The 26,210-nt window shown below is 70.0% G+C and carries 26 protein-coding genes; 10 read left to right on the forward strand and 16 right to left on the reverse strand.

What is annotated here, in order from left to right; all coding sequences use genetic code 11:
- Window positions 1-124: 124 nt before the first annotated feature.
- Window positions 125-1,300 carry a UDP-galactopyranose mutase gene (glf, locus tag ACT3S3_RS09335; RefSeq protein ID WP_441578815.1) on the reverse strand — a complete coding sequence of 392 codons (1,176 nt, stop codon included), beginning with the start codon at window positions 1,298-1,300 and terminating at the stop codon, window positions 125-127.
- A 70-nt stretch (window positions 1,301-1,370) separates the two neighbouring features.
- Between glf and ACT3S3_RS09340 the strand changes: the two genes are divergently transcribed.
- Window positions 1,371-2,408 (forward strand): zinc-binding alcohol dehydrogenase family protein, encoded by a 1,038-nt coding sequence (locus ACT3S3_RS09340; RefSeq protein ID WP_301443986.1) that lies wholly within the window; start codon window positions 1,371-1,373, stop codon window positions 2,406-2,408.
- A gap of 23 nt (window positions 2,409-2,431) precedes the next feature.
- On the opposite strand, the gene ACT3S3_RS09345 is transcribed toward ACT3S3_RS09340, so the two are convergent.
- The 4 genes from ACT3S3_RS09345 to serS all read right to left on the reverse strand — a co-directional run bounded on the left by ACT3S3_RS09345 (window position 2,432) and on the right by serS (window position 6,173).
- Window positions 2,432-2,938 (reverse strand): YbjN domain-containing protein, encoded by a 507-nt coding sequence (locus ACT3S3_RS09345; RefSeq protein WP_301443985.1) that lies wholly within the window; start codon window positions 2,936-2,938, stop codon window positions 2,432-2,434.
- Window positions 2,939-3,073: 135 nt separating this feature from the next.
- Window positions 3,074-3,928: an HAD family hydrolase gene (locus ACT3S3_RS09350; RefSeq protein WP_441578814.1), complete on the reverse strand. Its 855-nt coding sequence runs from the start codon at window positions 3,926-3,928 to the stop codon at window positions 3,074-3,076.
- On the reverse strand, window positions 3,929-4,852 hold the full coding sequence (locus ACT3S3_RS09355; RefSeq protein ID WP_301443983.1) for a lysophospholipid acyltransferase family protein: 924 nt from the start codon (window positions 4,850-4,852) through the stop codon (window positions 3,929-3,931).
- Window positions 4,853-4,898: 46 nt separating this feature from the next.
- Window positions 4,899-6,173, reverse strand: a complete 1,275-nt coding sequence (gene serS, locus ACT3S3_RS09360) for a serine--tRNA ligase (RefSeq protein ID WP_441578813.1) — start codon at window positions 6,171-6,173, stop codon at window positions 4,899-4,901.
- 70 nt (window positions 6,174-6,243) lie between these two features.
- On the opposite strand from serS, the gene ACT3S3_RS09365 reads away from it, so the two are divergent.
- A complete protein-coding gene (locus ACT3S3_RS09365; RefSeq protein WP_301444158.1) occupies window positions 6,244-7,287 on the forward strand; it encodes a septum formation family protein in 1,044 nt (347 codons plus the stop codon).
- Entirely contained in the window at window positions 7,284-7,631 is a 348-nt protein-coding gene (locus tag ACT3S3_RS09370) for a metallopeptidase family protein (protein WP_301444157.1), read from the forward strand. Before ACT3S3_RS09365 ends, ACT3S3_RS09370 begins: the two co-directional genes overlap by 4 nt.
- Window positions 7,632-7,670: 39 nt before the next feature.
- Here the strand turns inward: ACT3S3_RS09370 and ACT3S3_RS09375 are convergent, their stop codons facing one another.
- Both ACT3S3_RS09375 and pheA read right to left on the reverse strand, forming a co-directional pair.
- On the reverse strand, window positions 7,671-8,606 hold the full coding sequence (locus tag ACT3S3_RS09375; RefSeq protein WP_441578812.1) for a histidine phosphatase family protein: 936 nt from the start codon (window positions 8,604-8,606) through the stop codon (window positions 7,671-7,673).
- Window positions 8,603-9,586: a prephenate dehydratase gene (pheA, locus tag ACT3S3_RS09380; protein WP_301443443.1), complete on the reverse strand. Its 984-nt coding sequence runs from the start codon at window positions 9,584-9,586 to the stop codon at window positions 8,603-8,605. Before pheA ends, ACT3S3_RS09375 begins: the two co-directional genes overlap by 4 nt.
- Before the next feature lie 37 nt (window positions 9,587-9,623).
- On the opposite strand from pheA, the gene ACT3S3_RS09385 reads away from it, so the two are divergent.
- Window positions 9,624-10,997 (forward strand): amidase family protein, encoded by a 1,374-nt coding sequence (locus tag ACT3S3_RS09385; RefSeq protein WP_301443444.1) that lies wholly within the window; start codon window positions 9,624-9,626, stop codon window positions 10,995-10,997.
- A complete protein-coding gene (locus ACT3S3_RS09390; RefSeq protein ID WP_444626710.1) occupies window positions 10,994-11,761 on the forward strand; it encodes a CPBP family intramembrane glutamic endopeptidase in 768 nt (255 codons plus the stop codon). Before ACT3S3_RS09385 ends, ACT3S3_RS09390 begins: the two co-directional genes overlap by 4 nt.
- A gap of 45 nt (window positions 11,762-11,806) precedes the next feature.
- Here ACT3S3_RS09390 and ACT3S3_RS09395 read toward each other — a convergent pair whose 3' ends face one another.
- Window positions 11,807-13,462 (reverse strand): AMP-binding protein, encoded by a 1,656-nt coding sequence (locus tag ACT3S3_RS09395; protein ID WP_301443446.1) that lies wholly within the window; start codon window positions 13,460-13,462, stop codon window positions 11,807-11,809.
- 411 nt (window positions 13,463-13,873) lie between these two features.
- On the opposite strand from ACT3S3_RS09395, the gene ACT3S3_RS09400 reads away from it, so the two are divergent.
- Entirely contained in the window at window positions 13,874-14,740 is an 867-nt protein-coding gene (locus tag ACT3S3_RS09400; protein ID WP_301443447.1) for a GDSL-type esterase/lipase family protein, read from the forward strand.
- 231 nt (window positions 14,741-14,971) lie between these two features.
- On the opposite strand, the gene ACT3S3_RS09405 is transcribed toward ACT3S3_RS09400, so the two are convergent.
- Together ACT3S3_RS09405 and ACT3S3_RS09410 are read right to left on the reverse strand one after the other, a co-directional pair.
- Window positions 14,972-16,030, reverse strand: a complete 1,059-nt coding sequence (locus ACT3S3_RS09405; protein ID WP_441578810.1) for an ABC transporter substrate-binding protein — start codon at window positions 16,028-16,030, stop codon at window positions 14,972-14,974.
- Window positions 16,031-16,167: 137 nt separating this feature from the next.
- On the reverse strand, window positions 16,168-16,605 hold the full coding sequence (locus ACT3S3_RS09410; protein ID WP_301444273.1) for an SdpI family protein: 438 nt from the start codon (window positions 16,603-16,605) through the stop codon (window positions 16,168-16,170).
- 55 nt (window positions 16,606-16,660) lie between these two features.
- Here ACT3S3_RS09410 and ACT3S3_RS09415 point away from each other — a divergent pair, with 55 nt between their 5' ends.
- Window positions 16,661-17,992 carry an LCP family protein gene (locus tag ACT3S3_RS09415; protein ID WP_444626712.1) on the forward strand — a complete coding sequence of 444 codons (1,332 nt, stop codon included), beginning with the start codon at window positions 16,661-16,663 and terminating at the stop codon, window positions 17,990-17,992.
- 34 nt (window positions 17,993-18,026) lie between these two features.
- Here the strand turns inward: ACT3S3_RS09415 and tpx are convergent, their stop codons facing one another.
- Genes tpx through ACT3S3_RS09430 form a run of 3 tightly spaced genes read right to left on the reverse strand, consistent with a single transcriptional unit; the run spans window position 18,027 to window position 20,292 of the window.
- Complete coding sequence (gene tpx / locus ACT3S3_RS09420) at window positions 18,027-18,524, reverse strand: thiol peroxidase (protein WP_301443674.1); 498 nt, start codon at window positions 18,522-18,524, stop codon at window positions 18,027-18,029.
- A gap of 27 nt (window positions 18,525-18,551) precedes the next feature.
- Window positions 18,552-19,496, reverse strand: a complete 945-nt coding sequence (locus tag ACT3S3_RS09425; protein WP_444626714.1) for a DUF5926 family protein — start codon at window positions 19,494-19,496, stop codon at window positions 18,552-18,554.
- A gap of 37 nt (window positions 19,497-19,533) precedes the next feature.
- On the reverse strand, window positions 19,534-20,292 hold the full coding sequence (locus ACT3S3_RS09430; RefSeq protein ID WP_301443672.1) for a glycerophosphodiester phosphodiesterase: 759 nt from the start codon (window positions 20,290-20,292) through the stop codon (window positions 19,534-19,536).
- 61 nt (window positions 20,293-20,353) lie between these two features.
- On the opposite strand from ACT3S3_RS09430, the gene ACT3S3_RS09435 reads away from it, so the two are divergent.
- The gene (locus ACT3S3_RS09435; protein ID WP_301443671.1) at window positions 20,354-21,298 is read left to right on the forward strand and encodes a patatin-like phospholipase family protein; all 945 of its coding nucleotides are present in this window, start codon (window positions 20,354-20,356) and stop codon (window positions 21,296-21,298) included.
- Window positions 21,299-21,304: 6 nt separating this feature from the next.
- Here the strand turns inward: ACT3S3_RS09435 and ACT3S3_RS09440 are convergent, their stop codons facing one another.
- On the reverse strand, window positions 21,305-22,270 hold the full coding sequence (locus tag ACT3S3_RS09440; RefSeq protein WP_301443670.1) for an L-lactate dehydrogenase: 966 nt from the start codon (window positions 22,268-22,270) through the stop codon (window positions 21,305-21,307).
- Window positions 22,271-22,509: 239 nt separating this feature from the next.
- Between ACT3S3_RS09440 and ACT3S3_RS09445 the strand changes: the two genes are divergently transcribed.
- Window positions 22,510-23,112 (forward strand): superoxide dismutase, encoded by a 603-nt coding sequence (locus ACT3S3_RS09445; RefSeq protein WP_441588216.1) that lies wholly within the window; start codon window positions 22,510-22,512, stop codon window positions 23,110-23,112.
- Window positions 23,113-23,195: 83 nt separating this feature from the next.
- Entirely contained in the window at window positions 23,196-23,723 is a 528-nt protein-coding gene (locus tag ACT3S3_RS09450; protein WP_441579697.1) for an aminoacyl-tRNA deacylase, read from the forward strand.
- 27 nt (window positions 23,724-23,750) lie between these two features.
- On the opposite strand, the gene msrA is transcribed toward ACT3S3_RS09450, so the two are convergent.
- Window positions 23,751-24,413, reverse strand: a complete 663-nt coding sequence (gene msrA / locus ACT3S3_RS09455; RefSeq protein ID WP_441583070.1) for a peptide-methionine (S)-S-oxide reductase MsrA — start codon at window positions 24,411-24,413, stop codon at window positions 23,751-23,753.
- 23 nt (window positions 24,414-24,436) lie between these two features.
- On the reverse strand, window positions 24,437-26,149 hold the full coding sequence (locus ACT3S3_RS09460) for a ribonuclease H-like domain-containing protein (RefSeq protein ID WP_444626715.1): 1,713 nt from the start codon (window positions 26,147-26,149) through the stop codon (window positions 24,437-24,439).
- Between the last annotated feature and the right edge of the window lie 61 nt (window positions 26,150-26,210).

Raw genomic sequence — 26,210 nt, forward strand, 5'->3', positions numbered from 1 at the left:
AACAGCACAACAGAGCAATCACCCTCCCAGGTAGCGATTCGGGCCGAATGGCTACCTGGGAGGGCGACTATTTTTGATGTTGATGCGCAGTTGAGACCGTTGCGCGGGTGAGGCGGGAACGCCCCTACAGCAGCGGGGAGACCTTGTTGTCGAACATGCTCAGCGCCGCGCCGATGGCCATGTGCATGTCCAGGTACTGGTACGTGCCCAGGCGCCCACCGAAGAAGACGTTGTTGTCGGAGGTCTCGGCGTCGGCGAGCTCGCGGTAGCGCAGCAGCTTCTCGCGGTCCTCAGGCGTGTTGATCGGGTAGTACGGCTCGTCGTCGCCCTCGGCGAAACGGCTGAACTCCTTCATGATCACGGTCTTGTCGGCCGGGTAGTTCTTGCGCTCCGGGTGGAAGTGACGGAACTCGTGGATGCGGGTGAAGGGCACGTCCGCGTCGTTGTAGTTCATCACCGGGGTGCCCTGGAAGTCGCCGGTGTCGAGCACCTCGGTCTCGAAGTCGAGGGTGCGCCAGCCGAGGTGGCCCTCGGAGTAGTCGAAGTAGAGGTCCAGCGGGCCGGTGTAGACCACCGGTGCGTCCGGGTTGGCGGCGCGCAGCTCGTCGCGGACGTCGAACCAGTCGGTGTCGAGGCGCACCTCGATGTTGGCGTTCTTCGCCATGTTCTCCAGCCAGGCGGTGTAGCCCTCGACCGGCAGGCCCTCGTAGGTGTCGTTGAAGTACCGGTTGTTGAAGGTGTAGCGCACCGGCAGGCGGGAGATGTTCGCCGCGGGCAGGTCCTTGGGGTCGGTCTGCCACTGCTTGGCGGTGTAGTCGCGGACGAAGGCCTCGTAGAGGGGGCGCCCGATCAGGGAGATGCCCTTCTCCTCGAGGTTGGCGGCGTCCTCCGGGTTGAGTCCGTCGGTCTGGTCCTTGATGAGGTCACGGGCCTCGTCGGGGCTGTAGTACTTGCCGAAGAACTGGTTGATCAGGCCGAGGCCCATGGGGAACTGGTAGGCGGTGCCGTCGTGCATGGCGAACACGCGGTGCTGGTAGTCGGTGAAGTCGGTGAATTCGTTGACGTAGTCCCAGACCTTCTTGTTCGAGGTGTGGAACAGGTGGGCACCGTACTTGTGGATCTCGATGCCGGTGTCCGGCTCCGCCTCGGAGTAGGCGTTGCCGCCGATGTGGCTGCGGCGCTCGAGCACGAGCACCTTCTTGTCCAGCTGGCTGGCGGCGCGCTCGGCGACGGTGAGTCCGAAGAATCCGCTGCCGACGACGATCAGGTCGTAGGCGCTCTGGTCACTGTTGTCACTCATGGACGGTAACGTTACAGCCCCTGGCCTGCCCGGGTGCGGCGCCATGCCGGTGGCCCTACTATGGGGCCCCATGAGTTCCCGTGCAATCGAGCTGCCCACCACCATGTCGGCCGTCGCGGTCACCGGTGAGTTTCCCGTGGATGACCCCCGCTGTCTCACCGACGTGACCGTCCCACTTCCCGAGGTCGGCCCGCGCGACCTCCTCGTCGAGGTCCAGGCCGTGTCCGTGAACCCGATCGACACGAAGATGCGTCGTCGGGCGGGGGACGCCCTGGCGCGCGGCGAGCAGCCGGTGCTCGGGTACGACGCCGCGGGCGTCGTGCGCGAGGTCGGCGACGAGGTCTCCCGCTTCGAGGTGGGTGACCGGGTGTTCTACGCCGGTAGCCAGTTGCGGGCCGGCACGAACGCCCGCTTCCACGCCGTGGACGAGCGCATCGTGGGCCACCGTCCCACCACGTGTTCGGCGACGGAGGCGGCGTCGCTCCCGTTGACGGCGTTGACCGCGTGGGAGGCCCTGTTCGAGCGGCTCGGCGCGTCCATCGACTCCAACGGTTCGCTGCTGGTGCTCGGCGGTGCCGGCGGGGTGCCCAGCGTGATGATCCAGCTGGCCCGTGCGCTGACCGGGTTGACCGTGATCGCCACCGCGTCGCGCGAGGAGTCGCGTGACTGGGTCGTGGAGATGGGTGCGCACGAGGTCGTCGACCACCGTCGCAACCTCGCGTCCCAGGTGCTGGACCTCGAGCCGGACGGCATCGACCTGGTCTTCACCTCGAACTCCTCCGGCCATGCCGAGGAGTTGGCCGAGATCATGACGCCGCAGGCGCGGCTGTGCCTGATCGACGATCCGGAGGACTTCCAGATCGCGCCGTTCAAGAAGAAGTCGATCTCCATCCACTGGGAGTCGATGTTCACCCGCACCGTCTTCGACACCGAGGACGTGGATGAGCAGGGAGTGATCCTGGACCGCATCTCCGGCATGGTCGACGACGGCAAGCTGATCCCCACCGTCGGCGAGACGATGATCGGCATGAACGCCGCGACGCTGGCCGAGGCGCACAGCGAGATCGAGCGCGGTCACGTCACCGGCAAGATCGTGGTGCGGATCTAGCCTGGCCGTCCCCCGGCCGTCCCCTAGTAGTCGATGTCCTCCACGCCGTCCCCGAACCGCTCGGCCAGGGACGCGAACAGGATGCACCCGCCGGAGATCGCCGACAGGATGTGCTGGCTGATCTGGTCGTCGGCGGCACCGAAACGGTAGTGCACGGCATGCTCGACGGCCACGTAGATGTCCCCGTCCTCGTCCTCGGTCACCGCGGCGCTCGGCATGTGGTGCCCGGAATTCCAGTCGTTGCAGAACTCCAGCAGGTCAGCACGATATTCCGGGGGAAGATAGTCGCTCCAGTACCCGCTGACCGAGAGGATGTCGTCCGCACTACCGGCGAGATTGAAGTAGAAGCGACCGTGGTCCCACTTGCTGCTGATCTCCGCGTAGGTGTCCACCGAGTAGCCGAACTCGAGCCGTTCAAGGGCGTCCATGACGCGGTGGCGTGAGATCTGCCGCAGGACGACGTCCGGGAAATTCGTACGGGACCGGGCGGTGATGTCGGTGGAGTCGGTGGTGTCGTTGACGTGGCTCATGCCGTAGTTCTAACACGGGCCCCGGACACCGGATCCCCGTGTTCGATCGCGGTGTTCGATCCCCGTGTTCGGTCGCGGCACAACGACGGTTTCCGTCCGGCAGGTGACGACCACACCGGACAGCCGCTCAGCCCGTCAGAACCACTGCTCCAGGACCTCGGCGACCCCGTCGTCGTCGTTGGAGGACGTGCGTACGTCGGCGATAGCGGCCACCTCGTCGACCGCGTTGCCCATGGCGACGCCCACACCCGCCCAGCGCAGCATCGCCACGTCGTTCGGCATGTCCCCGAAGGCGACGACCTCCGACGGGTCCAGGGCCGGGACCTCCCCACCGCCGAGGGCGTGGGCCACACCGGAGAGCTTCGAGACCCCGGGAACGTTGATCTCCAGCAGCCCGCCGCTGAAGGACCACGTCACGTGCGCCACCTGCGGGTCCACGACCGGATTGACCAGGTCGAAGAGCTCCGCGCTACCCATCCCCTCGTGCCGGACCAGCAGCTTCACCGCCGGCTTGGCGCACAGCGACGCCAACGGCTCCACCGAGTGCTCCTCGGTCTCCCAGGCGTGCGGGTACTCCGGCTGCACCGCGAACAACTCCGAGGCACGGTCGAAGGCGCTGCGCCCGGCACGTTCCACGGCGAAGGTCACCGGCTCCAGTCCGCGTCCGGCGAGCGCCGGGCCGGTGGCCGCCATGATCTCCGAGGTCACCTGCCCCAGGACGTCCGGCGGCAGTTCCGCGGCGTAGACGATGCGGTCGGCGGCGGAGTCCCACACCACCGCCCCGTTGGCGCACACGCACATCGGGCGCAGCCCCAGCTGCTCGATTACCGGCAGCATCCACCGCGCCGGACGCCCCGAGGCGGGGATGAACGTCACCCCGGCGGCAACGAGACGGTTGATGACCGCGCAGGCGCGCGGCGAGACACGCTCGGCAGAGGTGACGAGCGTGCCGTCCAGGTCGCTGACGACCAGCGTCGGGGTGGGGGCCACCTAGCGTCCCAGCTTCCCGCGCAGCCGCGAGAGCAGGGACTTCTTCCCACCGGACGCACTCTCCGGCGTGATGCCGGCGGCCTTCTCCGCGTCCCGCCGGATCCGCTCCTCGCGGCGCTTCGCCGCGTCCTCCCGGTCCTTGGTGGTCGCCTCCTCCAGGGAGGGGGCGGAGCCGCCGAGCGAGGCGGGCATCCAGTCCTCCCCCTCGGGGAAGGGTCCGAAGGCCTCGGCGTAGCGGGCGCGGGAGGTGTCGAGGATCGACACCATCGAGTCGTGCAGCCGGTCGGTGGCCTCGCGCGAGGTCCCGTCGAGGTCGACAGGCTCGCCGACGGAGATGATCAGGGAGGCGTCCTTCGGACGCCAGATCGGCTTGCGCCCCTTCGTCCAGATGCGCTGGGAACCCCACAGCACCACCGGGATCAGCGGCACCCCGGCGTCCTGCGCGATGCGCGCGGCACCGTCCTTGAACTCCTTGATCTCGAAGGAGCGCGAGATCGTCGCCTCCGGGAAGATACCGATGAGCTCGCCACCGGCGGCGCGGCGCGTGGCCTCACGCACCGACGCCCCACCGTCCTCCCGGTCCACCGGGATGTGGTGGCAGCCGGACATCGCCGGCCCGGCGACGGGGTTGTCCCAGATCTCCTTCTTCGCCATGAACCGCACCAGTCGCCCGCCGTTGACCGCGGACGGGATGCCGCCGAACACGAAGTCCCAGTACCCGGTGTGGTTCACCGCGAGGATCGCGCCACCGTCGGTGGGGATGCGCTCGGGGTGGTAGATCTCCACCTTCAGCTTCTGGACGTGACGCATCCAGAACTTCGCGAAGGGGATGATGATCCGTCCGTAGAACAGCTCCTTCGACTCCGGGTGTGCGGGCGTGTCCGGCACGCCGGTCGGGATCTCGAAGCCTCTGGGAATCCACATGCCGTGTTACTGCTCCTTACAAGCGTTGGTCGCGTCAGGCGTACTGTCAGGCGTTCTTGGGGGTCAGGACGTCCTTGCCCACGAACGGGCGCAGCGCCTCGGGGACCACCACGGAGCCGTCGGCCTGCTGGTTGTTCTCCAGGATGGCGACGAGCCACCGGGTGGTGGCCAGGGTGCCGTTGAGCGTGGCGGCGATCTGCGCCTTACCGTCCTCATCACGGTAGCGGGTCTTGAGCCGCCGCGCCTGGAAAGTGGTGCAGTTGGAGGTGGACGTGAGCTCGCGGTAGGTCTCCTGGGTGGGGACCCACGCCTCGGTGTCGAACTTGCGCGAGGCGGACGAACCGAGGTCGCCGCCGGCGACGTCGATCACCCGGTAGGGCACCTGCACCGCGGCGAGCATGTCCTTCTCCATCGCCAGGAGCTCCTGGTGCTGCGCCTCGGCGTCCTCCGGACGGCAGTAGACGAACATCTCGACCTTGTCGAACTGGTGCACGCGCAGGATGCCGCGGGTGTCCTTGCCGTAGGAGCCTGCCTCGCGGCGGAAGCAGGACGACCAGCCGGCGTAGCGCGCCGGACCGTCCGACAGGTCGATGATCTCGTCCTTGTGGTAACCGGCCAGGGCCACCTCGGAGGTGCCGACGAGGAACATGTCGTCGGCCTCCAGGCGGTAGATCTCGTCGGCGTGGGCGCCGAGGAAACCGGTGCCGGCCATGATCTCCGGGCGCACCAGCACCGGCGGGATCATCAGCTGGAAGCCGTGGTCGCGGGCCTTCTGCGCGGCGAGGCTGAGCATGCCGAGCTGCAGCAGCGCGCCGTCGCCGGTGAGGAAGTAGAAGCGGGCGCCGGAGACCTTCGCGCCACGCTCCATGTCGATCAGGCCCAGCGACTCGCCGAGCTCCAGGTGGTCCTTCGGCTCGAAGTCGAACTCGCGGGGCTGGCCCACGTGCTCGAGCACCACGAAGTCGTCCTCGCCGCCGGCGGGCGCGCCGGTGACGACGTTGGACAGCTTCATCTGCAGGTCCTGGACGTCCGCCTCGGCGGCCGACTGGGCGTCCTCGAGTTCCTTCACCGCCGCGGAGCGGGTCTTGCCCTCGGCACGCAGTGCGTCGCGCTCCTCGTCGGAGGCGTCCTTCATGGCCTTGCCCATGGTCTTGGAGAAGGCCTTCTGCTCGGCGCGCGCCTGGTCAGCGGCGGAAATGGCCTCGCGGCGGCGCTGATCGGCCTCCAGGAGCCGGTCGACGAGCGCCGGGTCCTCGCCACGGGTGCGCTGGGATTCACGGACGACGTCGGGGTTCTCCCGCAGGAACTTGAGATCAATCATGCCCATTAGTTTAGCTACAGTGGATTCAGCAGTGTCTGTGAAGTCCGGTACTCATGAGAGAATACGTGTCATGCCGCCCAGCAATCCGTCCGCCAGCCCCGACCGCCCTGCCGCCGCAGGCGCCGAATCCACGCCGCACCGCACGCGTCGCAGGACGCTGACCGTGCTGCTCACCGCGGCCCTCGCCGGCGGCGTCGGAGCGGGCGCGTACGAGTTCTTCGCCCCGGAGGGCGCGACCGTGGTCGCGCAGCGTGGCGCGGACCGTACCGAGGAGGCCCCGGAGCTCGTCGCCTTCACCGACGCGGACACCGCCGACTGCGTGAACTGGGAGCAGGACGGCGACGTCGCCACCGACTTCGCCGTCGTCGACTGCGCCTCCCCGCACCGCTTCGAGGTGTCGACCCGCGAGGACCTCTCCCAGTACCCGACCAGTGAGTTCGGCCCGGACGCCCCGCAGCCGGACCTGGAACGCCAGGGGCAGCTGACCTCGGAGATGTGCGAAGGGCCGACCCGGACCTACCTGGACGGGCGTCTGGACCCGCAGGGCCGCTACTCCATCGTCCCGATCCTGCCCCCGGAGGCCGCGTGGGACGGTGGCGACCGCACGATGCTGTGCGGCGTCGCCGTGCCGGAGTCGGACGGCGTGTACGCCGAGGCGACGGGACGCGCCGCGGAGACCGACCAGTCCCCGGCCGAGCCGGCCGAGACGTGCATGCGCGCCGAGGGCGACTCGGTGAACGTGACGGAGTGCGAGGAACCGTACTCCTGGCAGGTCACCTCCGTGGAGAACCTCGGGGAGACCTTCGACGGCACCTGGCCGACCATCGAGGAGCAGAACGACCACCTGGACGCGGTGTGCACCGCCGCGGCCATCGAGTTCCTCGGCGGCGGGGACGACGAGAACCTGTACCAGTCCACGCTGACACCGTTCTGGACGACGCTGCCGCAGGAGTCGTGGAACGCCGGGTCGCGCACCGTGAACTGTGCGCTGACCAAGGGCCGGGAGGACGGCGGCTTCGCCGACCTGCAGGGCGACGTACGCGGCGACTTCACCATCGACGGCAACCCGCCGGCGGACCAGCCGGAGCGTAACCCGCGACGGGACGACCGGTGATCGAGGTCTCCGACGAGGCCTTCGAGGACCTCGTGGACCGCGGATTGCGGATGATCCCGCGCCAGCTGCTGGACGCGCTGGACAACGTGGCCATCGTGGTGGAGGACCACAACGAGGCGGACCCGTCGATCCTCGGGCTCTACCACGGCGTGGCATTGACGGAGCGCTCCGTGGAGTGGCCGACGTTCCTGCCGGACAAGATCAGCATCTACAAGGACGCCCTGTGCAGCTTCTGCTCCACCCACGAGCAGCTGGTGGAGGAGGTGGCGGTCACCGTGGTCCACGAGATCGGCCACCATTTCGGCATCGACGACGCCCGGCTGCACGAACTCGGCTGGGGGTAAGGCGGGGCCAGGACTGGGGCCAGCGCGGGGTCGGGCCGCCTACCCCACCCGCGGTGGTTCCCCGTGCCCGGCCCAGTCGGTGACCTTCCAGCCCTCCTCGACGGCGTCGGCGGCTCCGCTGAGTCCACTGGCTCCGCTGAGTTCCGGGACCTCCAGTTCCACCCGCATCGTGTTCGGCAGCAGGGTGCGCACCGCGAACTCCGGGTCGACCCGCCCGAGGTAGGCGGCGATCAACCGGATCACCGCCCCGTGGCTCACCACCGCCAGGTCCGCCCCGACCCGCTGCGTGGTCGCCAGCACCGGCAACAGCGTGCGGAGGTAGCGTCCCACCACCTCCCGCCCCGTGGAGGCCCCCGGCACCGGCAGGTCCATCGCCCCGCCGAGCCAGTCGGCGAAGGTGCGGTGGTAGCCGTAGTGGGCCTCGGCGTCCTCACGCATCTCGTAGCGTCCGGCGGGGATCTCGGAGATCCCCGGCACCGCACCCGGCATCACCAGAGGCAGCGCGGCAGGCGCGGCAGGCGTGTCCGTCTTCACCGACGCCTCCCGCTCCGCGGCACCGGCCTCCGCCACTCCCCCGCCCAGGGCGACCGGTGCACCGGCCGTCGCGGACTCCTCCGGGCCCAGCTCCCCGAGCTCCACCTCACCGTGGTCGACCCCGTCGGTCACCTCGAGCTCGGCGAGGTCCGCCAGGGCGTCGGAGAAGTCGCTGCCCGGGGCCGTGGACTGCAGCTGGAGACCGAGACCGCTGCCACCCACGACGATCCCCGCCGCCGTCTGCCGGGCGCGCAGGGCCTGCGACGACACCAGCGCCAGCGGCGCGTCCTGCGTGTCCTGCTCGCCACCGAGGCGCTCGCCGGCGGCGCGCGCCTGCGACCAGCCAAGGTCGGTGAGGGCGGCGCCCGGCAGCCGTGTGTCCAGGGCATGGCTGATGTTCGAGGTCGTCTGCCCGTGGCGGATCAGCAGCAGTCGGCTCATGCCGGACCCCCCTCGGCCAGCTGCCGCACCCAGTCCCACGACGCCGCGTAGTCCGGCGGCACCGAACCGTCCGGCCCGTCGGCGCCACCGACCCAGCCCTCCTGCGGCCAGGACCCCAGGAACCGGATGCGTTCACAGTAGCGGTGCAGGCCTGCCAGGGCCTCCGACACCGCGGCGTCCTCCAGGTGCCCCACGATCTCCACGTGGAAGTGGTACGTGCCCGCCTTCTCCCGCGTGGGCCGCGACTCGATGCGCGACATGTCCACCCGGCGCGTCGCCAACTCCATCAACGCCATCACCAACGACGCCGGGACGTTCGGCACCTGCAGCACGATGGCGGTCCGGTCGTGCCCCGTGCGGGGCGTGGGTGTCTGCGGCAACCCGACGAGCACGAAACGCGTGTGCGCCCCGGCGACGTCCGCCACCCCGTCCGCCAGCGACTCCAACCCGTGGATCTCGCCCGCCCGGGCCGGTGCCGCCGCGGCGTCCGCCTCCCCGGCGGCGACCGCCGCGGCAGCCGCACCGTTGGAACTCGCCGGGACGAAGGAGGCGTCCGGCAGGTGCCCGCCAAGCCAGCGGCGCACCTGCGCCTCGGCGACGGGGTGCGTGGTGAACGTGCGCACGTCCTGAAGGCGTGTGCCGGGGCGCACCAGGATCGAGAAGACCACCGGCACATCGTGCTCGCGCAGGATCTGCACCGGCACGCCCGAGGCCAGGGAGTCAAACGTCTGGGTCACCGGGCCGTCCACGCTGCTCTCCAGGGCGACCACGGCGCGGTCGACCTCGCCGGAGCGCACCAGGTCCAGCGCCGCGGCCGGGGAGCTCACCGTGCGGTGGACGACGTCGGACGGCAGGTGCCCGGCGCCCGTGAGGTTCAGGACGGCCTGCTCGGTGAACGTGCCGCGGGGCCCGAGGTAGGCGACCTGCGTGGTGGCGGGAGATGCGGAGGGTGTGCTGGCCGGTGGGGCGGTCTGCTTCATGCCACCAACCTACCGGGGCGCCGGTAGTGTGTCCGACATGAATCCCTCCCCGCGCACCACCGAGGCGGTGACGGCCCGACTCGACCGCGCCTGCGCCCGCACCGGACTGACCCCCGCGGAGCTCGGGGTCGCCAGGATCTACGACCGACCCCACAGCGACGACACCGAGTTCGGCCCCCTGCGCGGGGTGGACGTCCTGGTCAAGGACCTCAACCTCGTCGCCGGGGAGGTCACCTCCTTCGGCTCGTTCGGCAACGACGTGGTCCCCACATCCCACGACACCGCCGTGGCCCGCCTGCTGCAGGACGGCGCCCGCCTCGTCGGCGCGAGCGTGACCGCCGAGTTCGGCGCCACCGTGTACACCGAGCCGGCGCACGGGCCCGGCCCGGTGAACCCGGTCGACCGGCGGATGACCACCGGTGGTTCGTCCTCCGGGGCGGCCGTGGCCGTGGCGCGCGGCATCGTGGACGTCGCCCACGCCAACGACGGCGGCGGGTCGATCCGCGTGCCCGCCGCCGCGGTGGGACTGCCCGGGCTGAAACCCGCGCACACGGTCGGCGGCGGCGTGCTCCCCAACCCTGCGGCGCAGGGGGTGATCGCCCGCGACCTGGAGCTCACCGGACGCGCGCTGGGCATCACGCACGGTGGTGCCACCGGTGCCGGCGCTTCCGCACCGGGCCGTCGGCTGAACCTGGGGCACACCAACCGGCCCTTCCACACCGACACCGCCGTGGACCCCGCCGTGGCGAACGCGACGGCGGCCGCGGCGTCCCTGCTGGTCACCAGCGACGCCATCGCCGGGGTTCGTCCGGTGCCCGCCCCCTACCCGGTGGAGCACTTCGAGGTGTACTCGCGCATCATGGCCGCGCGGTGCCGGGACCTTCCTGACCCGTCGACGGTGATGCCCGGCTGGCTCCGGCAGCAGGGCCGGGCGCTGAGCCCCGCCCAGGTCGCGGACTCCGCGGCCGCCGTCGCCGACCTGCCTGCACAGGTGCTGGACGCCTGGGGTGCCGGGGACGCCGACGCGCCGGTGGACGTCGTGGTGACCCCGATGCTCGCTTGCGCCCCACCGCCGGTCGGCGCCTTCTCCCGCTACTCCGCCGCCGGTGACCCCGCCACCGACTTCCTCGCGCAGACCGCGTGGACGCCGTGGGCGACCCTGTGGAACCTCACCGGTTGGGCCGGACTGTCCGTCCCGCTGGTCACCCCGGAGCATGCCGCCGGACGCTGGCCGGTGTCCGTCCACCTGGGCGCCGTCGCCGACCGCGCGTCGGCCGCCGACCTGCTCGGCCTGGCGTCCCACCTGCAGGACGCCGTCCGGCGCATGATCGACGCCGACCCTGCCGTCCTGCAGGCGCTGACCCTCGACGGGCCCGGCGACATCACCCGGCTGCTCCAGGACACACCGTGACCTCGGTGACTGGCACGCAGGTGGCCTCTGCCGGGCCCGCCGACCGTCGGGCGATCCGGTGGGAACTGCTCATCGTCCTGGCGGTGACCTTCGGTGCGTCCGGCGTGCGCTCGGCCCTGCGGCTGCTGGAGGCCGCGACCCGACCGGAGAACCTCAACGAGCAGACCACCACCCTGAATGCCCGCCAGTCCACGCTGGCGTGGCTGGACCCCGCCTTCCAGCTGATCTCCACCGGGGTACTGGTCGCCTGGGGCGGGCTCGCCCTGTTCCTGCTGCTCCGCCACGTCCCACCGACACTGTCCCTGCGTCCCCGGTGGCGCGACGCCCTGCCCGGCGCGGGACTCGCCGCGCTGATCGGGGTACCCGGGCTGGCGTTCTACGTGGGTGCGGTGCAGCTGGGGCTGTCGAAGGAGGTCGTGCCGACCGGGCTGGACCGCAGCGTGCAGGACCTGGTGCTGCTGGTGCTGAACTCCTGGGCCAACGGCTTCGCCGAGGAGATCCTGGTCGTGGCGTGGCTGTGCTGCCGGCTGCGCCAGCTACGCGTGCCGTGGGTGTGGGTCTTCCTCGCCTCCGCCGTGCTACGCGGGAGCTACCACCTGTACCAGGGCTACTCCGCCGGCCTGGGGAACATGGTGATGGGTCTGGTGTTCGTGTGGTTCTTCTACCGCACCGGCCGGGTGTGGCCGCTGGTCATCGCCCACGGGTTGATCGACACCGTGGCCTTCGTCGGCTACCAGGTGCTGGGGTCCACGCCGGGGTTGTGACCGGCGGCGCGGACGACAGCATCGGAAGCCCTGGACAGGTGCGGCTCAGCCGAAGACGGTGAGCTCGCGCTTGACGACCTTGCCGATCGGGTTACGCGGCAGCGGCTGGTCCATGAGCACCACGTCGCGCGGGACGGCGGGGGCCATGAAGTTGTCCCGCACGTGGTCGCGGATGTCGTCCTCGCTGACGCCCACGCTGCCGTCGGTGACCACGTAGGCCTTGACCCGCTGGAACTTCTCGTCGTCCTCCACGCCCACGCAGTAGGACTCCGACACCCCGTCGACACGGTCGATGATGTCCGCCACCGAGGTGGGCCAGATGTTCTCGCCGCCGACGATGATCATGTCGTTGTTGCGGCCGAGCACGCGCAGCCGCCCGGTGACCGGGTCGACGACGCCCTTGTCGCCGAGGTCCAGCATGCCGTCGCGGTACTCAGGCTTGTCCCGGTCGCCCAGGTAGCCCTTCATGGACATGGCGTTGTGCGCGTGGATGATGCCGACCTCGCCGGGGGCGACCTCGCGGCCGGTCTCCGGGTCGAGCAGTTCCAGGCGGCCGTTCCACACGCGGTGGCCCGCGGTGGTGGGGTCCTCAGCCAGGTCCTCCGGGGTGGCGTAGGCGACGAGCAGTCCCTCGGTAGAGCCGTAGCCGCTGGACAGGATGTTGCCGTAGCGCTCCTGCAGACCGCGGACCAGGTCCTCGCTCATGGCGTTGCCGGCGTTGAGGATCCAGGTCATCGTGGACAGGTCGTAGGAGCCGTCGTCCTCGGCGAGCACGTCCTTGAGGAAGACCGCGGAGCTCAACGTGCCGGTGCACTTGTAGTCCTGAATCTGCTGCAGCACCACCTTCGGGGTGAACACGCGCTGGGTGACCAGGGTGCAGCCGGCGGTGATGGCGAGCACGGCCGCGCCCCAGCCCAGTACGTGGAAGAGGCTGGCGGTGAGCTGCAGCCGGTCGCCGGCCTTGACGTCCAGTCCCTTCAGGACGGGACCGAGGACGCCGACCGGGAAGCTGGGCTCGCTGTGCGCCACGGCCTTCGGCGTGCCGCTGGTACCCGAGGACATGAGCACCACGCCGCCCTGGCTGGGGCGGGAGGGGAACCGGTCGTCGGCGGCCCCGGGGTTGGCCCAGAAGTCCTCGATCGTGGGGTAGTCGATGTCCGTGCGGTGGCCCTCCGCGGCGTCGGCGTGCACGAGGGTGGCGCCGAAGTCGGCGAGCTCTGCCGGGTCCTCGGGGAAGCGGTCGTCGAACTCGGAGTCGTAGAAGATCACGTCGAGCTCGTGCTCGCGGACGATCTCGGCGATCTGGTGCTTGCTGGCGCCGACGTTCAGCAGGAACACGGTGAAACCGAGGTAGCCCTTGGCGGCCAACGGGAAGAGGAAGCCGCGGCCGTTGCGGGCCATGATGCCCACGCGGCTCTCCGAGGTGATGCCGTGGCTGGCCAGGGTGTGCGCGGTGAGCCGGGAGTAGTTGGTGAGCTCCTGGTAGGTCAGTTCACCCTGGTCGTCGACCAGTGCCAGGCGGGAGGGGAACCGTGCGGTCGATCCCTCGAGGAGGCCGGCGAGGCTGGTGCCGTAACGTCCCAGGGCCTTGGCGACGCCCAGGCCCCCGGCCGGTGTGGACCCCTTGAGGAATCCGGTGTCTACGAAGGCCTTGGCTCCTTTTACAGCGCCTTTGAGGTCATAGGACAGCTGCTCGAACACTGTCTCTCCTTTACGTGGGTTGTTGGTCGTGTCTGTTCACGGAAGATGTTCACGGGGTCCGCCACGGGCCCGGGTGTCCCGTGCAAGGTACGCCGGGGCGGGACGTGGCGAAAGTCAGGGTGCGGTCGGCGGGCGGTCGGCGGCGGGCGGGAAAAATTACTTTCGTCCACCATACCGGCGTACGGGTGCTCTACGTTACCCGCAAGTCCGGATCGCCCCGCCCCCTCATGTCACTTGCGCAACATAGGTAACTTTAACCCCAGGGGTTACATTCCCGCAGATTAGCGGTTAAAGTCACGCTAATGTAACGTCGTTGCCCCGGGGAACGGTTGAGGAGACCGGATCCGTCCACGACCTGTCGGGGACACGTCGGGACACCACATGACACGTTTCACGAGAGGAACCTCAGCAATGAGCGCACGACACCGCACCGCGTCGCGGGCAGGACGCCGCATCGCCGGACTCGCAGCCGCAGCCGTGGCCACCGTCGCGGCCCTGTCCGGGACGTTGCTCTCGGCACCGGAGAGCCAGGCCGCCCCCGGCAACACCGTGGTCCTCGGCGACTCCGTCGTCGCCAACCCGGACATCTACAACTACCTGGCCGGCAAGGGACTGCCCCTGCCCGACCCGATCCTCAGCGGCTCGGGCTGCGGCACGGACAACCGGTTCACCAACTCCTACGCCCAGGCGTCCAACAAGAACGTCGACAACTACTCCTGCGCCGGCGGCTCCTACCGCACCGGCGGCATGCAGGTCAGCGAGCAGGCCCGGCGCGCCCAGGCCGGCGGCGCCCTGAACGCCGGCACCAGCGAGGTCGTCATCTGGGCCGGTGCCAACGACACCTACCCCTACATCCTCGGCGACAAAATGCCGGTCTCCCAGATCGAGTCCCAGCTGCGCGCCTCGGTCAACCGCACCGTCGCCCAGGTGAAGGCAGCCGCACCGAACGCGAACGTGAAGGTCCTCGGCTTCCCGCACATCACCAATGGTGCCGGCCAGGTCTGCCCGATCAACGTGATCCCCAACGTGCAGGTGCCCAGCGCCTTGTTCCAGGTCTCCGACATCGAGTGGGCCCTGGAGCGCGCCCTGCGCGCCGGTGCCAACGACGCCGGCGGCCAGTTCGTCGACCTCAAGGGTCCGAGCAACGGGCACGAGATGTGCTCCAACGACCGGTGGGTCGTCGGCCTGATCGACACCACCTCGCAGCGTCGCAACCTGCCGCTGCACATGACGGACGTCGGACTGCGCGCCATGGGCCGCGCCGCTGCCGCCGCCTGACACCGGACGAACAGCCCTCCTGACGCGGGGCCCGTCGGTCATCTGACCGACGGGCCCCGCGTCATTTCTTCTGCCCCGCCCTCCCCCGCCTTCCCCCGCCCTGCTCCGGCCAGCCGGCCCCCGGACCGGCCCCACATTTCGCACCCCATAAGAATCTGCACCGAATATGACCTGGTGTTTCATGCCGATCAGGCGCTTATGGGGTGCGATGATTGCCGTCGGTTCGGAGCATCAGTCCACGGTGTCGGCGAGCAGCGGGGCGAGCGTGTCCAGCGCCCAGCGCGACGACAGCGGACCGGGGTAGGCCACGGCCCACGCCAGGTTGCCCTCGTAGTGCTCACCGTTCGCCTCGAAGGACGCCTCGTTGCCCTGCTTGAAGGCGTTGTTCGTGATCATCAGCACCTGGCCGTCCTGCACGGCGGGGATGCTGCGGAACACCGCGTTGTCCTCGAGGTCACCGGCCTGGCCGTCGGAGTTGTCCAGAACCACGACCACGTCGGCGGCGAGGTCGTCCACCCGCTCGGCGCTGAGCTGCACGCCCTTGAGTTCCGCGGTACCCGGGTCGTCCTCGAAACCGATGTCACCGAACAGCGTCGCGGCATCGGTGCCGGACGGGTTGAGCAGCCGCATCTCGTCCATCCCGAAGTACTGGATCAGCGAGACCGTCTTCCCGGCGAACTCCGGGTGCTGCTCACGGATCGTCACGGCGGCGTCCTCGGTCTGCTCGATGACCTGGTCGGCGCGCTCCTCCTCGCCGAGACTGGACAGGGTCTGCTGCCAGTTCCCCGCCACGTCCTCCATGTCCTCCGCGGCGATGACCGGGGCGATGTCCGAGAGCTGGCCGTAGACGTCCTGCAGGTCGAGCTGGCTGGCGACGATGAGGTCGGGCTCGGCGGCGGCGATCTCCTCCAGCGGCGGCATCCCGTCGCCGTCGTAGGCGAAGGTCGTGTCGGGGACTCCGCCGTCGGTGTCCTCCAGGGCGTCGACGGTCCACACCTCCTGCTTCGGGGTGTTCTCCGGCCAGATCACCGGACTCTGCCCCATCGAGGCGATGATGTCGGGATCCTTGTAGCCGACCGCGGCGATGCGCTCCGGCGGCGCCTCGAGGGTGCTCTCACCCCAGGGCGTGGTGAACGTGACCGGGGTGAAGTCCGCGGCGGAGGTCTCCCCGCCGTCCTCCCCGTCCTCGGAGGTGCACGCCGTCAGCGTGAGCGCGGTGGCCGCGGCGAGGGCCGTGAGGCTCCCCAGCACACGACGGGAACGGTGGACGAGGTGTGGTGATGAAAGCACAGGCGCATCCTTCTCGGTGGGGCGACGGCCGACGGTCGCGGCACGGTCGCGGTGGACTGGCACACGTCAGAGTGCCGGTCCGTCGAGAATACACCAAGGTCAGGCTGCCCTGACCGGTTGCAGCGCCCCGGAGGCGACTACCGCTTCTTCCCCTTCTTCTGCTTCGCCTTGCCCTTCGCCTTACCCTTCTTTCCCTTCTCCGCCTCAGCCGCCTCAGCCTCCCTGGCCGCGCGGTTGGCCGTCAGCGTCACCGGAACCAGGCTGACCACGACCACGAAGAAGGGGACCACGCCGAGCGCGGTGACCCAGGCACCGTCGAAGAAGAAGGAGAGGACGATGATGACGAACGCCAGCAGCGACACCCCCAACGTCACCCTCCGCGTGACCGGTTCGGCGGCGGTGTGGCCGGCGGTCCAGGCCGCGTCGCCGGACTTCGTGGCCGGCGTCCTGATCCCCACCGCGCCGGAACGCGGCAGGTCTCCCCGGGCGGCAGCCTTCGTCACCTGCGAGACGACCATGGCCAGGACCACCGCCATGACCGCGGGAAACGCGACCGCCATCAAAGAATCACTCATGGTCAGCATCCTACTGGACTCCGTTTTCGACCCCTCCAGCCCGTAGTATGTCCCCATGTCACCAACCTCCCCCGACAACGACGGTCGCTCCCGGCACTCCGCCGGGGACTCCTCCGGGGACTCCGTCGCCCGCGACAGGAACGGCCGTCCGATCCTCGACAGGTACGGACGCCCCGTCCCCCGCCGGTCGTCGGCACCGGTCCCGCCCCCGCAGGACGCCACCCGCACCTACGGGGACGGCGCCGGGCACGCCGGACGCCACGAGGCGCCGCAGGCACGGCAGGAGCCGGCGGCGCAACCGCCGCAGTACCGTCGGCAGCCGGAGCAGCCGCCGCAGGCGGCCCCCTACCAGCCGCCCCAGCAGTACCGGCAGAACCAGTACCAGAACCAGCAGCCGTACCAGCAACAGGCGCCGCCGCGTCCTGCCGAGCCGGCGGAACGTCCTGCGCAGCCGCGCCGCCCCCGTAAGAAGCGGCGCATCCGTCCGCTGCGCATCATCGGCGCGTTGCTACTGGTCATCGTGCTCGTCGTCGCCGGCACCGCCTGGTGGGTCGACTCGCACATCAACCGCATCGACGCCCTCACCGACTACGAGGGACGCATCGGCAACACCTCCGGGACGAACTGGCTGCTCGTCGGCTCGGACTCACGCGTGGGCATGAGCGAGGAGGACGGCGAACGCTACGCCGCCGGCGACCTCTCCGACGAGGGTGCGCGTACCGACACCATCATCGTGGTGCACGTCCCCACCTTCGGCGGCAAGCCCACCATGGTGTCGATCCCCCGCGACTCCTACGTTGACGTCCCCGGCTACGGCCAGGACAAGATCAACTCCGCCTTCTCCTACGGCGGCCCGCAGCTGCTGCAGCAGACCGTGGAACAGGCCACCGGCATGCGTATGGACCACTACATGGAGATCGGCTTCGGCGGCTTCAGCAAGATCGTCGACGCCGTCGGCGGTGTGGAGCTGTGCCCCGCCGAGGCCATCGACGACCCGATGGCCGGCCTCAACGTGGAGGCCGGCTGCCAGGAGATGGACGGTCCCACGGCCCTCGGCTACGTGCGCACCCGCTACACCTCGGCGAACGGGGACCTCGACCGGGTGAAGCGCCAGCGTGAGTTCCTCAGCGCCGTGGTCTCCAAGGTCGGGTCCTTCGGCACTCTGGCCAACCCGTTCCGGGCGTTGCCCCTGATCAACGCCTTCTCCGAGGCGCTGACCGTGGACGAGGGCGACCACGTGTGGCACCTGGCGCGCCTGGCGTTCGGCATGGTCCGCGGTGCGGACCAGCAGACCGTGCCCGTCGGCGGCTTCGCCGACACCGACGCCGGCAGCGTGGTGCTCTGGGACGACGAGGCCGCCGAGGAGCTGTTCAGCGACATGCGCTGACCGTTCAGTTCAAGTCCGGTCAGCTCAAGCCCGCTCAGTTCAGGACGGCGAGGGCGGCGTCGTAGTCCGGCTCGGTGGTGATCTCCGGGACGAGCTGCGAGTGCAGGACGGTACCCTCGGCGTCCAGCACCAGCACGGCGCGGCCCAGCAGGCCGGCCAGCGGGGAGTCGGTGAGGGTCACGCCGAAGTCCTCGCCGAAGGAGGAACGGAACGCCGAGGTCGCCTCGACATTCTCGATGCCCTCCGCGGCGCAGAAGCGGCCCAGGGCGAAGGGGAGGTCCTTGGAGACGGACACCACGGCGGTGTTCTCCAGCCCGGCGGCGCGCTTGTTGAACTCACGCTCGGAGGCGGCGCACACGCCGGTGTCCACCGAGGGGAAGATGTTGAGCACCACGCGCCTGCCGCGCAGGGAGTCGCCGTTGACGTCCTTGAGCTCTGCGGAGACGGTGGTGAAGTTCGGGGCCTGCTCGCCGACTGCGGGCAGGTCACCGACGGTGTGGGCGGGGGTTCCTTGGAATGCGGTATCAGCCATGCCACCCATGGTGGCACAGAATGCCCGTCAGCGGATCGTGACCTCGCGGGCGACGATCGTCTGACGCGACTTCTGCTCCTCACCGGTCAGCGGCGAGGAGTCCCCGGAGAGCTCGGTCAGGGCGGCACCGATCCGCTCGTCCAGCTCCTTGAGCGGGGCGGCGAACTCGGAGGCGTCCACGGTGTTGTCCAGGTCGAAGACCGGCACGAGGATGCCGTGGGTGCGGAAGACACCGGCGAAGCGGGTGTCCTCACCCAGGTTGAGCTGGCCGGCGGCGTGCACGCGCGCCAGGGCGGGCAGCAGCTGTGCCTCGGTCTCCGGACGCACCCAGCGGATGTGGGCCTTCTCGCCCGGGTCGATCCACCAGGCGGCACCGGTGACGTCGACGTCCACACGCACGCTCGGCAGCACCGAGGCGTTCGCCTGGTCGAGGGTCGCCACGACCTGCGGGTTGGCCCGCTGGTCCTCGGTGAGCCACCAGTTGAAGTCCTCACGGACCTCGATGGACGGGGTCTGCCCGGCGACGAGCAGGTCCGCCAGTGCGGGCTCGGAGCCGTCGGCGACGGCCACGTCCAGGCTGGTGCCCGGCTCCGCGTCCTTCACCCAGTTCAGCGCGAAGGCGAGGTCGCGGTTGGGGTTGTCGCCACGGTGCTGGGTCTGCAGGGCGACGAGCGCCTCGCCACCCTCCTCCTCGGCGCGGACGAGGGCCGCCGCCGCACCCGGCAGGACGGTGCACACCGTCACCGGGCGGGTGAAGCCGGCTTCCGCCACGGTCTCGGCGGTGAAAAGGGCCGAGGGGACGAACTCCTGCAGCGCGATCAGGTCGGCCTCGGCGGCGAACCCGTCGTACGGGCGCGGGTCGCGTTCGAGCGCGGCACGCTCGGCGGCGCGCTTGGCGAGCTTCGCCTGCCGGCGGCTCATGCCCTCCGGCAGGTCGTCCTGGTTCTGGTTCTTCCTGTTCTTCTTAGCCACGGGGCACAGTCTAGCCGGTGCACCGCCGAGGTCGCCGCTACCGCAGGGCCACCGCGCCGCGCAGCGTCTCACGCGCGCGGTCCGGGTAGTCCGTGGCGGCCCACCGCACACCGTGACGGTGCAGCCACAGCAGGTCGTCCTGCCGGTTGGCGGTGAACACGTAGGTGGAGTCACCGACGCCGGCGACGTCCTGCGGCGCCTGCCGGGCGCGCGCGACGGAGAACCCCTGGCACTGCGCCACGCCGGCGGGCTCCAGGTGCTTCGCCAGACGCCACATCCGGTACTCCTTGCGCAGGTAGATCCGCGGGATCTGCGGGTTGAGCGCGGCGAAGCGGGCGAGGGAACCGTGGTCGAAGGAGATCAGGTGCACCCCGGCGTCCTCCTGCGCCAGGCCGGTGGCGTGCAGCTCGCGGTTCACCGCGGCCTCCAGGCGGCCGTCGCGCTCACCGGCACTGCCGAGGCGTTTGGTCTCCACGAAGAGTTCGGGACGGTACGTCGCGGTGCGCGCGTCGCGCACGAACTCCAGCAACTCGCGCAGGGTCGGGACCTGCTGGGGACGCTGCGTGGTGCCCACGTTGACCTCCCGCAGCTGCGCCAGCGTCATGTTCACCACGGTGCCGGTGCCGTCGGACGTGCGGTCCACGGTGGCGTCGTGGATGACGACGGGCACCCCGTCGGCGGTGAGCCGGACGTCGCCCTCCAGGCCGTCGGCGCCGAGCTCCACGGCGAGTTCGTAGGCTGCCAGGGTGAGCTCGGGGCGGTAACCGCTCGCCCCACGGTGCGCGATGATCTTCACGCCCCCATTGTTACCCGATACCCACGGTGGTGCCGCCGTCAGCCCTGTACTATGAATTCCCGTGGAAGATTATCCGGCAGTCGCCCGCCCCACGCCGGGAGTGGGGCAGGGACGGGGCGTCCCGAGCAGGTCGGTCAGCGACACCGCCCTGGTCTTCGAGGGCGGGGCGATGCGCGCGGCGTTCTCCTCGGCGATGGTGCAGGCACTGCTGGAGGAGGGGATCCAGTTCGACTGGGCCTACGGCAACTCCGCCTCCGCGGTGCACGTGGCCACCTACCTGTCCAAGGACACCCGCCTGGCCCGCGACTACTTCACCGTGTTCCCCGGCGACCCCCTGTTCGGCGGCATCCGCCCGTTCCTGCGCGGCGACGGGTTCTTCAACGCCCGCTACATCTTCGGTCCCGACGCCCAGGTCGAGGACCGCAGCATGGTCCCCGACTGGGACGCCATCAAGGCCAGCCCCGGCAACTTCCGGATCTCCGGGTTCAACGGGCGCAGCGGTGAGACCGTGCACTGGTCGCGCGAGGACATGAACGGCTTGGACGACTTCCTGCGGCACGCCCGCGCCTCGGCGTCGCTGCCGATCGTCATGCCGCCGACGAAGATCGGCACGGAGACCTACTTCGACGGCGCCTTCGGCTCCACCGGGGGCATCCCGGTGGACTCCGCGATCGAGATGGAGGGCTTCGACCGGTTCCTCGTGGTCATGACCCGCACCCGCTCCTACCGCAAGAGCGCCTCCCGGTTCACCTGGTTCGTGAAGAAGGCGTTCCCGCAGTACCCGGCGTTGGCGCAGTCGATGCTGGACCGGCACGCCCGCTACAACCGCACACGCGACTGGATCTTCGAGCAGGAACGCCGCGGCAAGGCCTATATCTTCGCCCCGCACCGCATGCCCCTGGGCAACGGCACCCGCAAGCTCAACGAGCTGGCGGAGACCTACGAGGCCGGGCTCGCCCAGGCGCGTGAGGAGATGCCGCTGATCCGGCGGTTCCTGCGGGTCTGACGGTGTTTACAGCTCGAAGACCCCGGCGTCCGTCATGACCTGCTGCAGGGTGCCGGCGGAGGCGTCGAACTGCTCCTGCTCGGTGTCGTCGAGGTCGAGTTCGACGACCTCGCGGATACCGCGGTTGTTCACCACCGCCGGGGTGCCGATGTACAGCGCCGGGGCGTCCCCGCGACCGTACTGGCCGTCCACCAGCGCGGAGACCGGCAGGACGACGTCCTCGTTGCGTAGCACCGCGCGGCTGATCCGCGCCATGCCCACGCCGATGCCGAAGCTGGTGGAGCCCTTGGCGTTGATGATCTCGTAGGCGGCGTCGCGGGTGCGGCGGAAGATCTCCGCCACGCTGTCCCCACCGTCCGGCGCCTGCGCCAGTCGCGCCGGCAGCGGGACGCCGGCGACGCTGCCCGCCGACAGGACGGGCAGTTCGGTGTCGCCGTGCTCACCGATGACGTAAGCGTGCACCGAGGTCGGCGACACCTGGAAGTACTCGCCGAGGGCGGACCGGAACCGGGCGGTGTCCAGCACCGTGCCGGACCCGATGACCTGGTTCGACGGCACCCCGGCGATCCGCCAGGTGGCGTAGGACAGGATGTCCACCGGGTTGGAGGCGACCAGGTAGACGCCGTCGAACCCGGAATCACGCACCTTGCCCACGATGTCGCGGAAGATCGACACGTTCTTGCCCACGAGGTCCAGGCGGGTCTCCCCGGGCTTCTGGGCCGCGCCGGCGCAGATGCACACGATGGAGGCGTCCGCGCAGTCGGAGTAGTCGCCCTGGGACACCCGCGTGCCGTGGCCGGACCACGGGACGGCGTGGTTGAGGTCCTGGACGTGGCCCCAGGTCTTGCGCTCGTCGACGTCGATGATGACCAGGTGGTCGCAGAGCCCCTGGTTCACCAACGCGTAGGCGTAGGCCACGCCCACGTCCCCCGCGCCGATCAGAACGATCCTCGTACCTGTGCTGGCTCTCATGGGCTGCTCCTGTCGGGTGCTGGTGGGTGTCAGTCGGTGCGAGCGTGCCGCCGTGAATCGAACCCCAGGGTACGCCGACCCCACGATCGGTGCAGGTGGCAAGACCTTTATGACCACATCCCCTTTGTTCTTCCTATTGAACTTAGCGATTCAATAGGCAAATCATTGCGAGCGGACCGGAAACTGACCAGACTGGTGGACGGAATTAACGATTACCCGCAACGGAAGGATCTTCAACCATGGCTGTCTACGAGCTTCCCGACCTGCCCTACGACTACGACGCCCTCGAGCCGCACATCTCCGCCGAGATCATGCAGCTGCACCACGACAAGCACCACGCGACCTATGTCGCCGGCGCCAACACCGCCCTCGAGGCCCTCGAGAAGGCCCGCGAGGAAGGCACCAACCCCGACCAGATCCGCGCGCTGTCGAAGAACCTCGCGTTCAACCTGGGTGGCCACACCAACCACTCCATCTTCTGGAAGAACCTCTCCCCCAACGGCGGCGGCGAGCCCACCGGTGAACTGGCCGAGGCCATCACCCGCGACTTCGGCTCCTTCGACAAGTTCAAGGACCAGTTCTCCTCGGCCGCCCTGGGCCTCTACGGCTCCGGCTGGGCCGTGCTGGGTTACGACCACATCGCCGGACGCCTCGTCGTCGAGCAGCTCACCGACCAGCAGGGCAACACCTCGATCAACCTCACCCCGCTGCTGATGCTCGACATGTGGGAGCACGCCTTCTACCTGCAGTACAAGAACGTCAAGCCGGACTACGTCAAGGCCGTCTGGAACGTGTTCAACTGGGACGACGTCGCCGAGCGCTTCGCCGCCGCCAAGAACTAGCGTGACGCGCTAGACGGACCGCACCCACGGCCCCGTACTCCCCGCAACGGGGAGGGCGGGGCCTTCGTGGTACCGCGACTAGGATGGTCACCGTGGGCAAGAAGAAGAACAGCACCGGCACCGGCAGCACCCCGGCCACCCTCGCGTTGGAGAAGGCGGGGACCACCTTCACGGTCCACACCTTCACCCACACCCCCGGGGTCACCGACTTCGGCGGGGAGGCCGCCAGCGCCCTCGGCGACGTGGAACCCGACCGGATCTGCAAGACCCTCCTGGTCAGCCTCGACGGCGGACCGCTGAGCGGGAAACTTGCGGTCACCGTGGTCCCGGTCACGATGACCCTTGACCTCAAGGCCGTGGCCCACGCCTTCGGCGCGAAGAAGGCGACCATGGCCGACCCGTCCGCCGCGGAGCGCTCCACCGGCTACGTCGTCGGCGGGATCAGCCCCGTCGGCCAGAAGAGGCTGCTGGACACGGTGGTCGACGCCGGCACCCGCGAACACCCCACCGTCTTCGTCTCCGGCGGACGCCGCGGCCTGGACATCGAGATCGCCCCCGGCGACCTGGTCGACGTGCTCGGCGCGCGCTTCGACCCCGTCGCCCGGCACTGAAAAGCCCCGGAGCCCCCGCGAGTCCCCCTACCCGCAGGTCACCCCGGTGGCGTGCACCGGGCAGTAGCCGCCCGGGTTCTTGTCCAGGTACTGCTGGTGCTCGTCCTCGGCCAGGTAGTACTCCCCGGACGGGGTCTCCGACAGCAGCGAGACCTCCGTGGTGATCTCGCCGAAGCCGGCCTCCGCCAACTTCTCGCCGTAGGACGCCACCTCCGCCGCGGCCACCTCACGCTGCTCCGGGGTCACCGCGTAGATCACCGAGCGGTACTGGGAGCCCACGTCGTTGCCCTGCCGGTCGCCCTGGGTGGGGTCGTGGTTCTCCAGGCCGGTGCGGATCACGGTGCGCAGGTCCACCCGGGCCGGGTCGAAGACCACGTCCACGACCTCGGAGTGGCCGGTGCGCCCGGTGCACACCTCCCGGTAGGTGGGGTTGACGGTGTAGCCGCCGGCGTAGCCCACCGAGGTGGACTCCACCCCGTCGAGCTGCCAGAACAGCTTCTCGGCGCCCCAGAAGCAGCCCAGGCCGAGGACCACGTGCTCCTGGCCGTCCTTCCACGGGCCGGTGATGGGCGTGCCCAGCACGGTGTGCGGACGCGGGTTCTCCAGCACGGGGTGGCGTCCCCCTGCCAGGGCGGTGTCGGCGGTCGGACGTTCGGCGCGGAAAGGCCCGCCGGACTGGGCGGCGTTCATGGCGAGGATTCGGTCGAGGAAGCTCATACCCTGTCCAACGGACGGGACAGCGCAGGGATTCCCGGCGCGCCCCGACGCAGCCAGCTGCGCACGGCGGCGGTGGCGAAGCAGTCGTCGGCGTTGTAGCGCTCCAGGGTGCGCTGCGCCGCCGAGGCGGCCGTGCCCTCCGCGCCGACGGCGACCTCGAAGAGGTCCACGGCCACGCGACCGTCGACGTCGTCCTGACTGAAGGTGAAGCCCGCGAGCGGGGCGACCGCCTTGAGCCCCAGCGAGGAGTTGGCGGCGACGGCCGCGCCCACCAGGGCGAAGACGTCGACCCATTCCTCGGACGCCAGGAAGGCGTTGACCTCCTCCAGCGTGGGCATCACCGCCTCACCGCCGTCGGGCAGGGGGTACACGGTGCCGCCGTGGCGTCCTGCGTAGTGCCGGAGCCAGTGGTTCTCGCCCTGCCGGGAGTAGCAGTACACCCGGCAGGGGCGGCCCCCGCGCGCGGCGGCGGCGCGCCGCGCCGTCAACCAGGTCCAGAAGGACGCGACGTGGCGTCCTGCGTCCCCGTCGCGGCTGAAGTCGGTGAAGGAGCGGTAGACGCCGCCGTCGAAGGTGCCCCACAGGAACGTGCCACGGCTGGGGTGCGCCTCCATGTCCACGTCGATCTCCACGGCGTCGGCCAGTTCCTCGCCCATGGGGCTCTCCCCGTCGACGAGGTGCTCGGGCATGCGGAAGGTGTGGCCGCACCACAGGTCGGTGCGCACCATCCACCGGCGCATCGGACGCCGCAGGTAGCCCACCCCCGCCAGCCAGGCGGTGGCCAGCGCGGAGGTCTCGCCGGCGTCCTCGTGGGCCAGCTCCGCCAACGTGTCGACGCCCCGGTCGCGCCAGCGCTGCGCCCGGTCGCCCGGCAGCATCAGGCTGAGGTCCCCGGTACGCAGCAGGCGGGCCCGGCAGTGGTTGTGGAACTCGCAGGTACCGCACTCACGCACGCGCGTGGGCTCGGCCGGCACCGGCGCCTCCAGGGCGCGCACCAGCCCCGGCACGACTCGGTCGGCGGGGATGACCAGGCAGGACGCCAGGCCCGCGCCGATGAAACCGACGTCGCCGGACGCCACGCCCAGCACGTCGAGCAGCGTGTGCGCGACCGCCACCTTCTGCGAGTCCACCGGCGTGCTGCGGTGCTTCATGGCCACCGGCACCGGACGTGCCAGCCCCAGGACGCCGAGGTCGACGGTGCGCACCCCGGCGCCGCGGGCGGCGCGTCCCTGCGGCCGCGACGACGGGGCGCCGACCGTGTGGGAGGTGACGGTGACCGGCATGTACGTCATCGTGGTCGTCGGACCGGCCGCGTCGTCGGTGCGCACCAGCAGGTCCACGTCGCAGGCCAGGGCGCCGTCCGCCAGCCGGGCACCGACGATGAGTCGGGTGCCCGCGGCGATCGCCTCCAGCGTCTGCTCCCCGGCGGTGGCGTCGTCCACGACCTCCACCCGGGTCGGCACGAGCCGCTCCCCGAAGCGTGGCTGCGTGGGCAACGCCGCGGCGACCGCCTCACGCCGCAGCCGCGCCCGGTAGCGGGCGAGCGTGCGCTCCACCACGGACGACACCGTCAGCTCCGGCGACAGCCGTCCGGACCCCACGGCGCGGTTGAGTACCCGCCGGTGGCGGCACCCCGTCAGGTCCGACGGGGTGACGGGTCCCGCGGAACCCTCGGGTCCCACGGAACCACTGCCCTGATACGCCCACATACCGCCCCATACTATTGAGTAGACTGGCACGGAGAAAACAGCCGTCGACACGGTGACACGG

The sequence above is a fragment of the Corynebacterium sp. AOP40-4SA-5 genome, from assembly GCF_052377355.1.
GTDB lineage: Bacteria > Actinomycetota > Actinomycetes > Mycobacteriales > Mycobacteriaceae > Corynebacterium.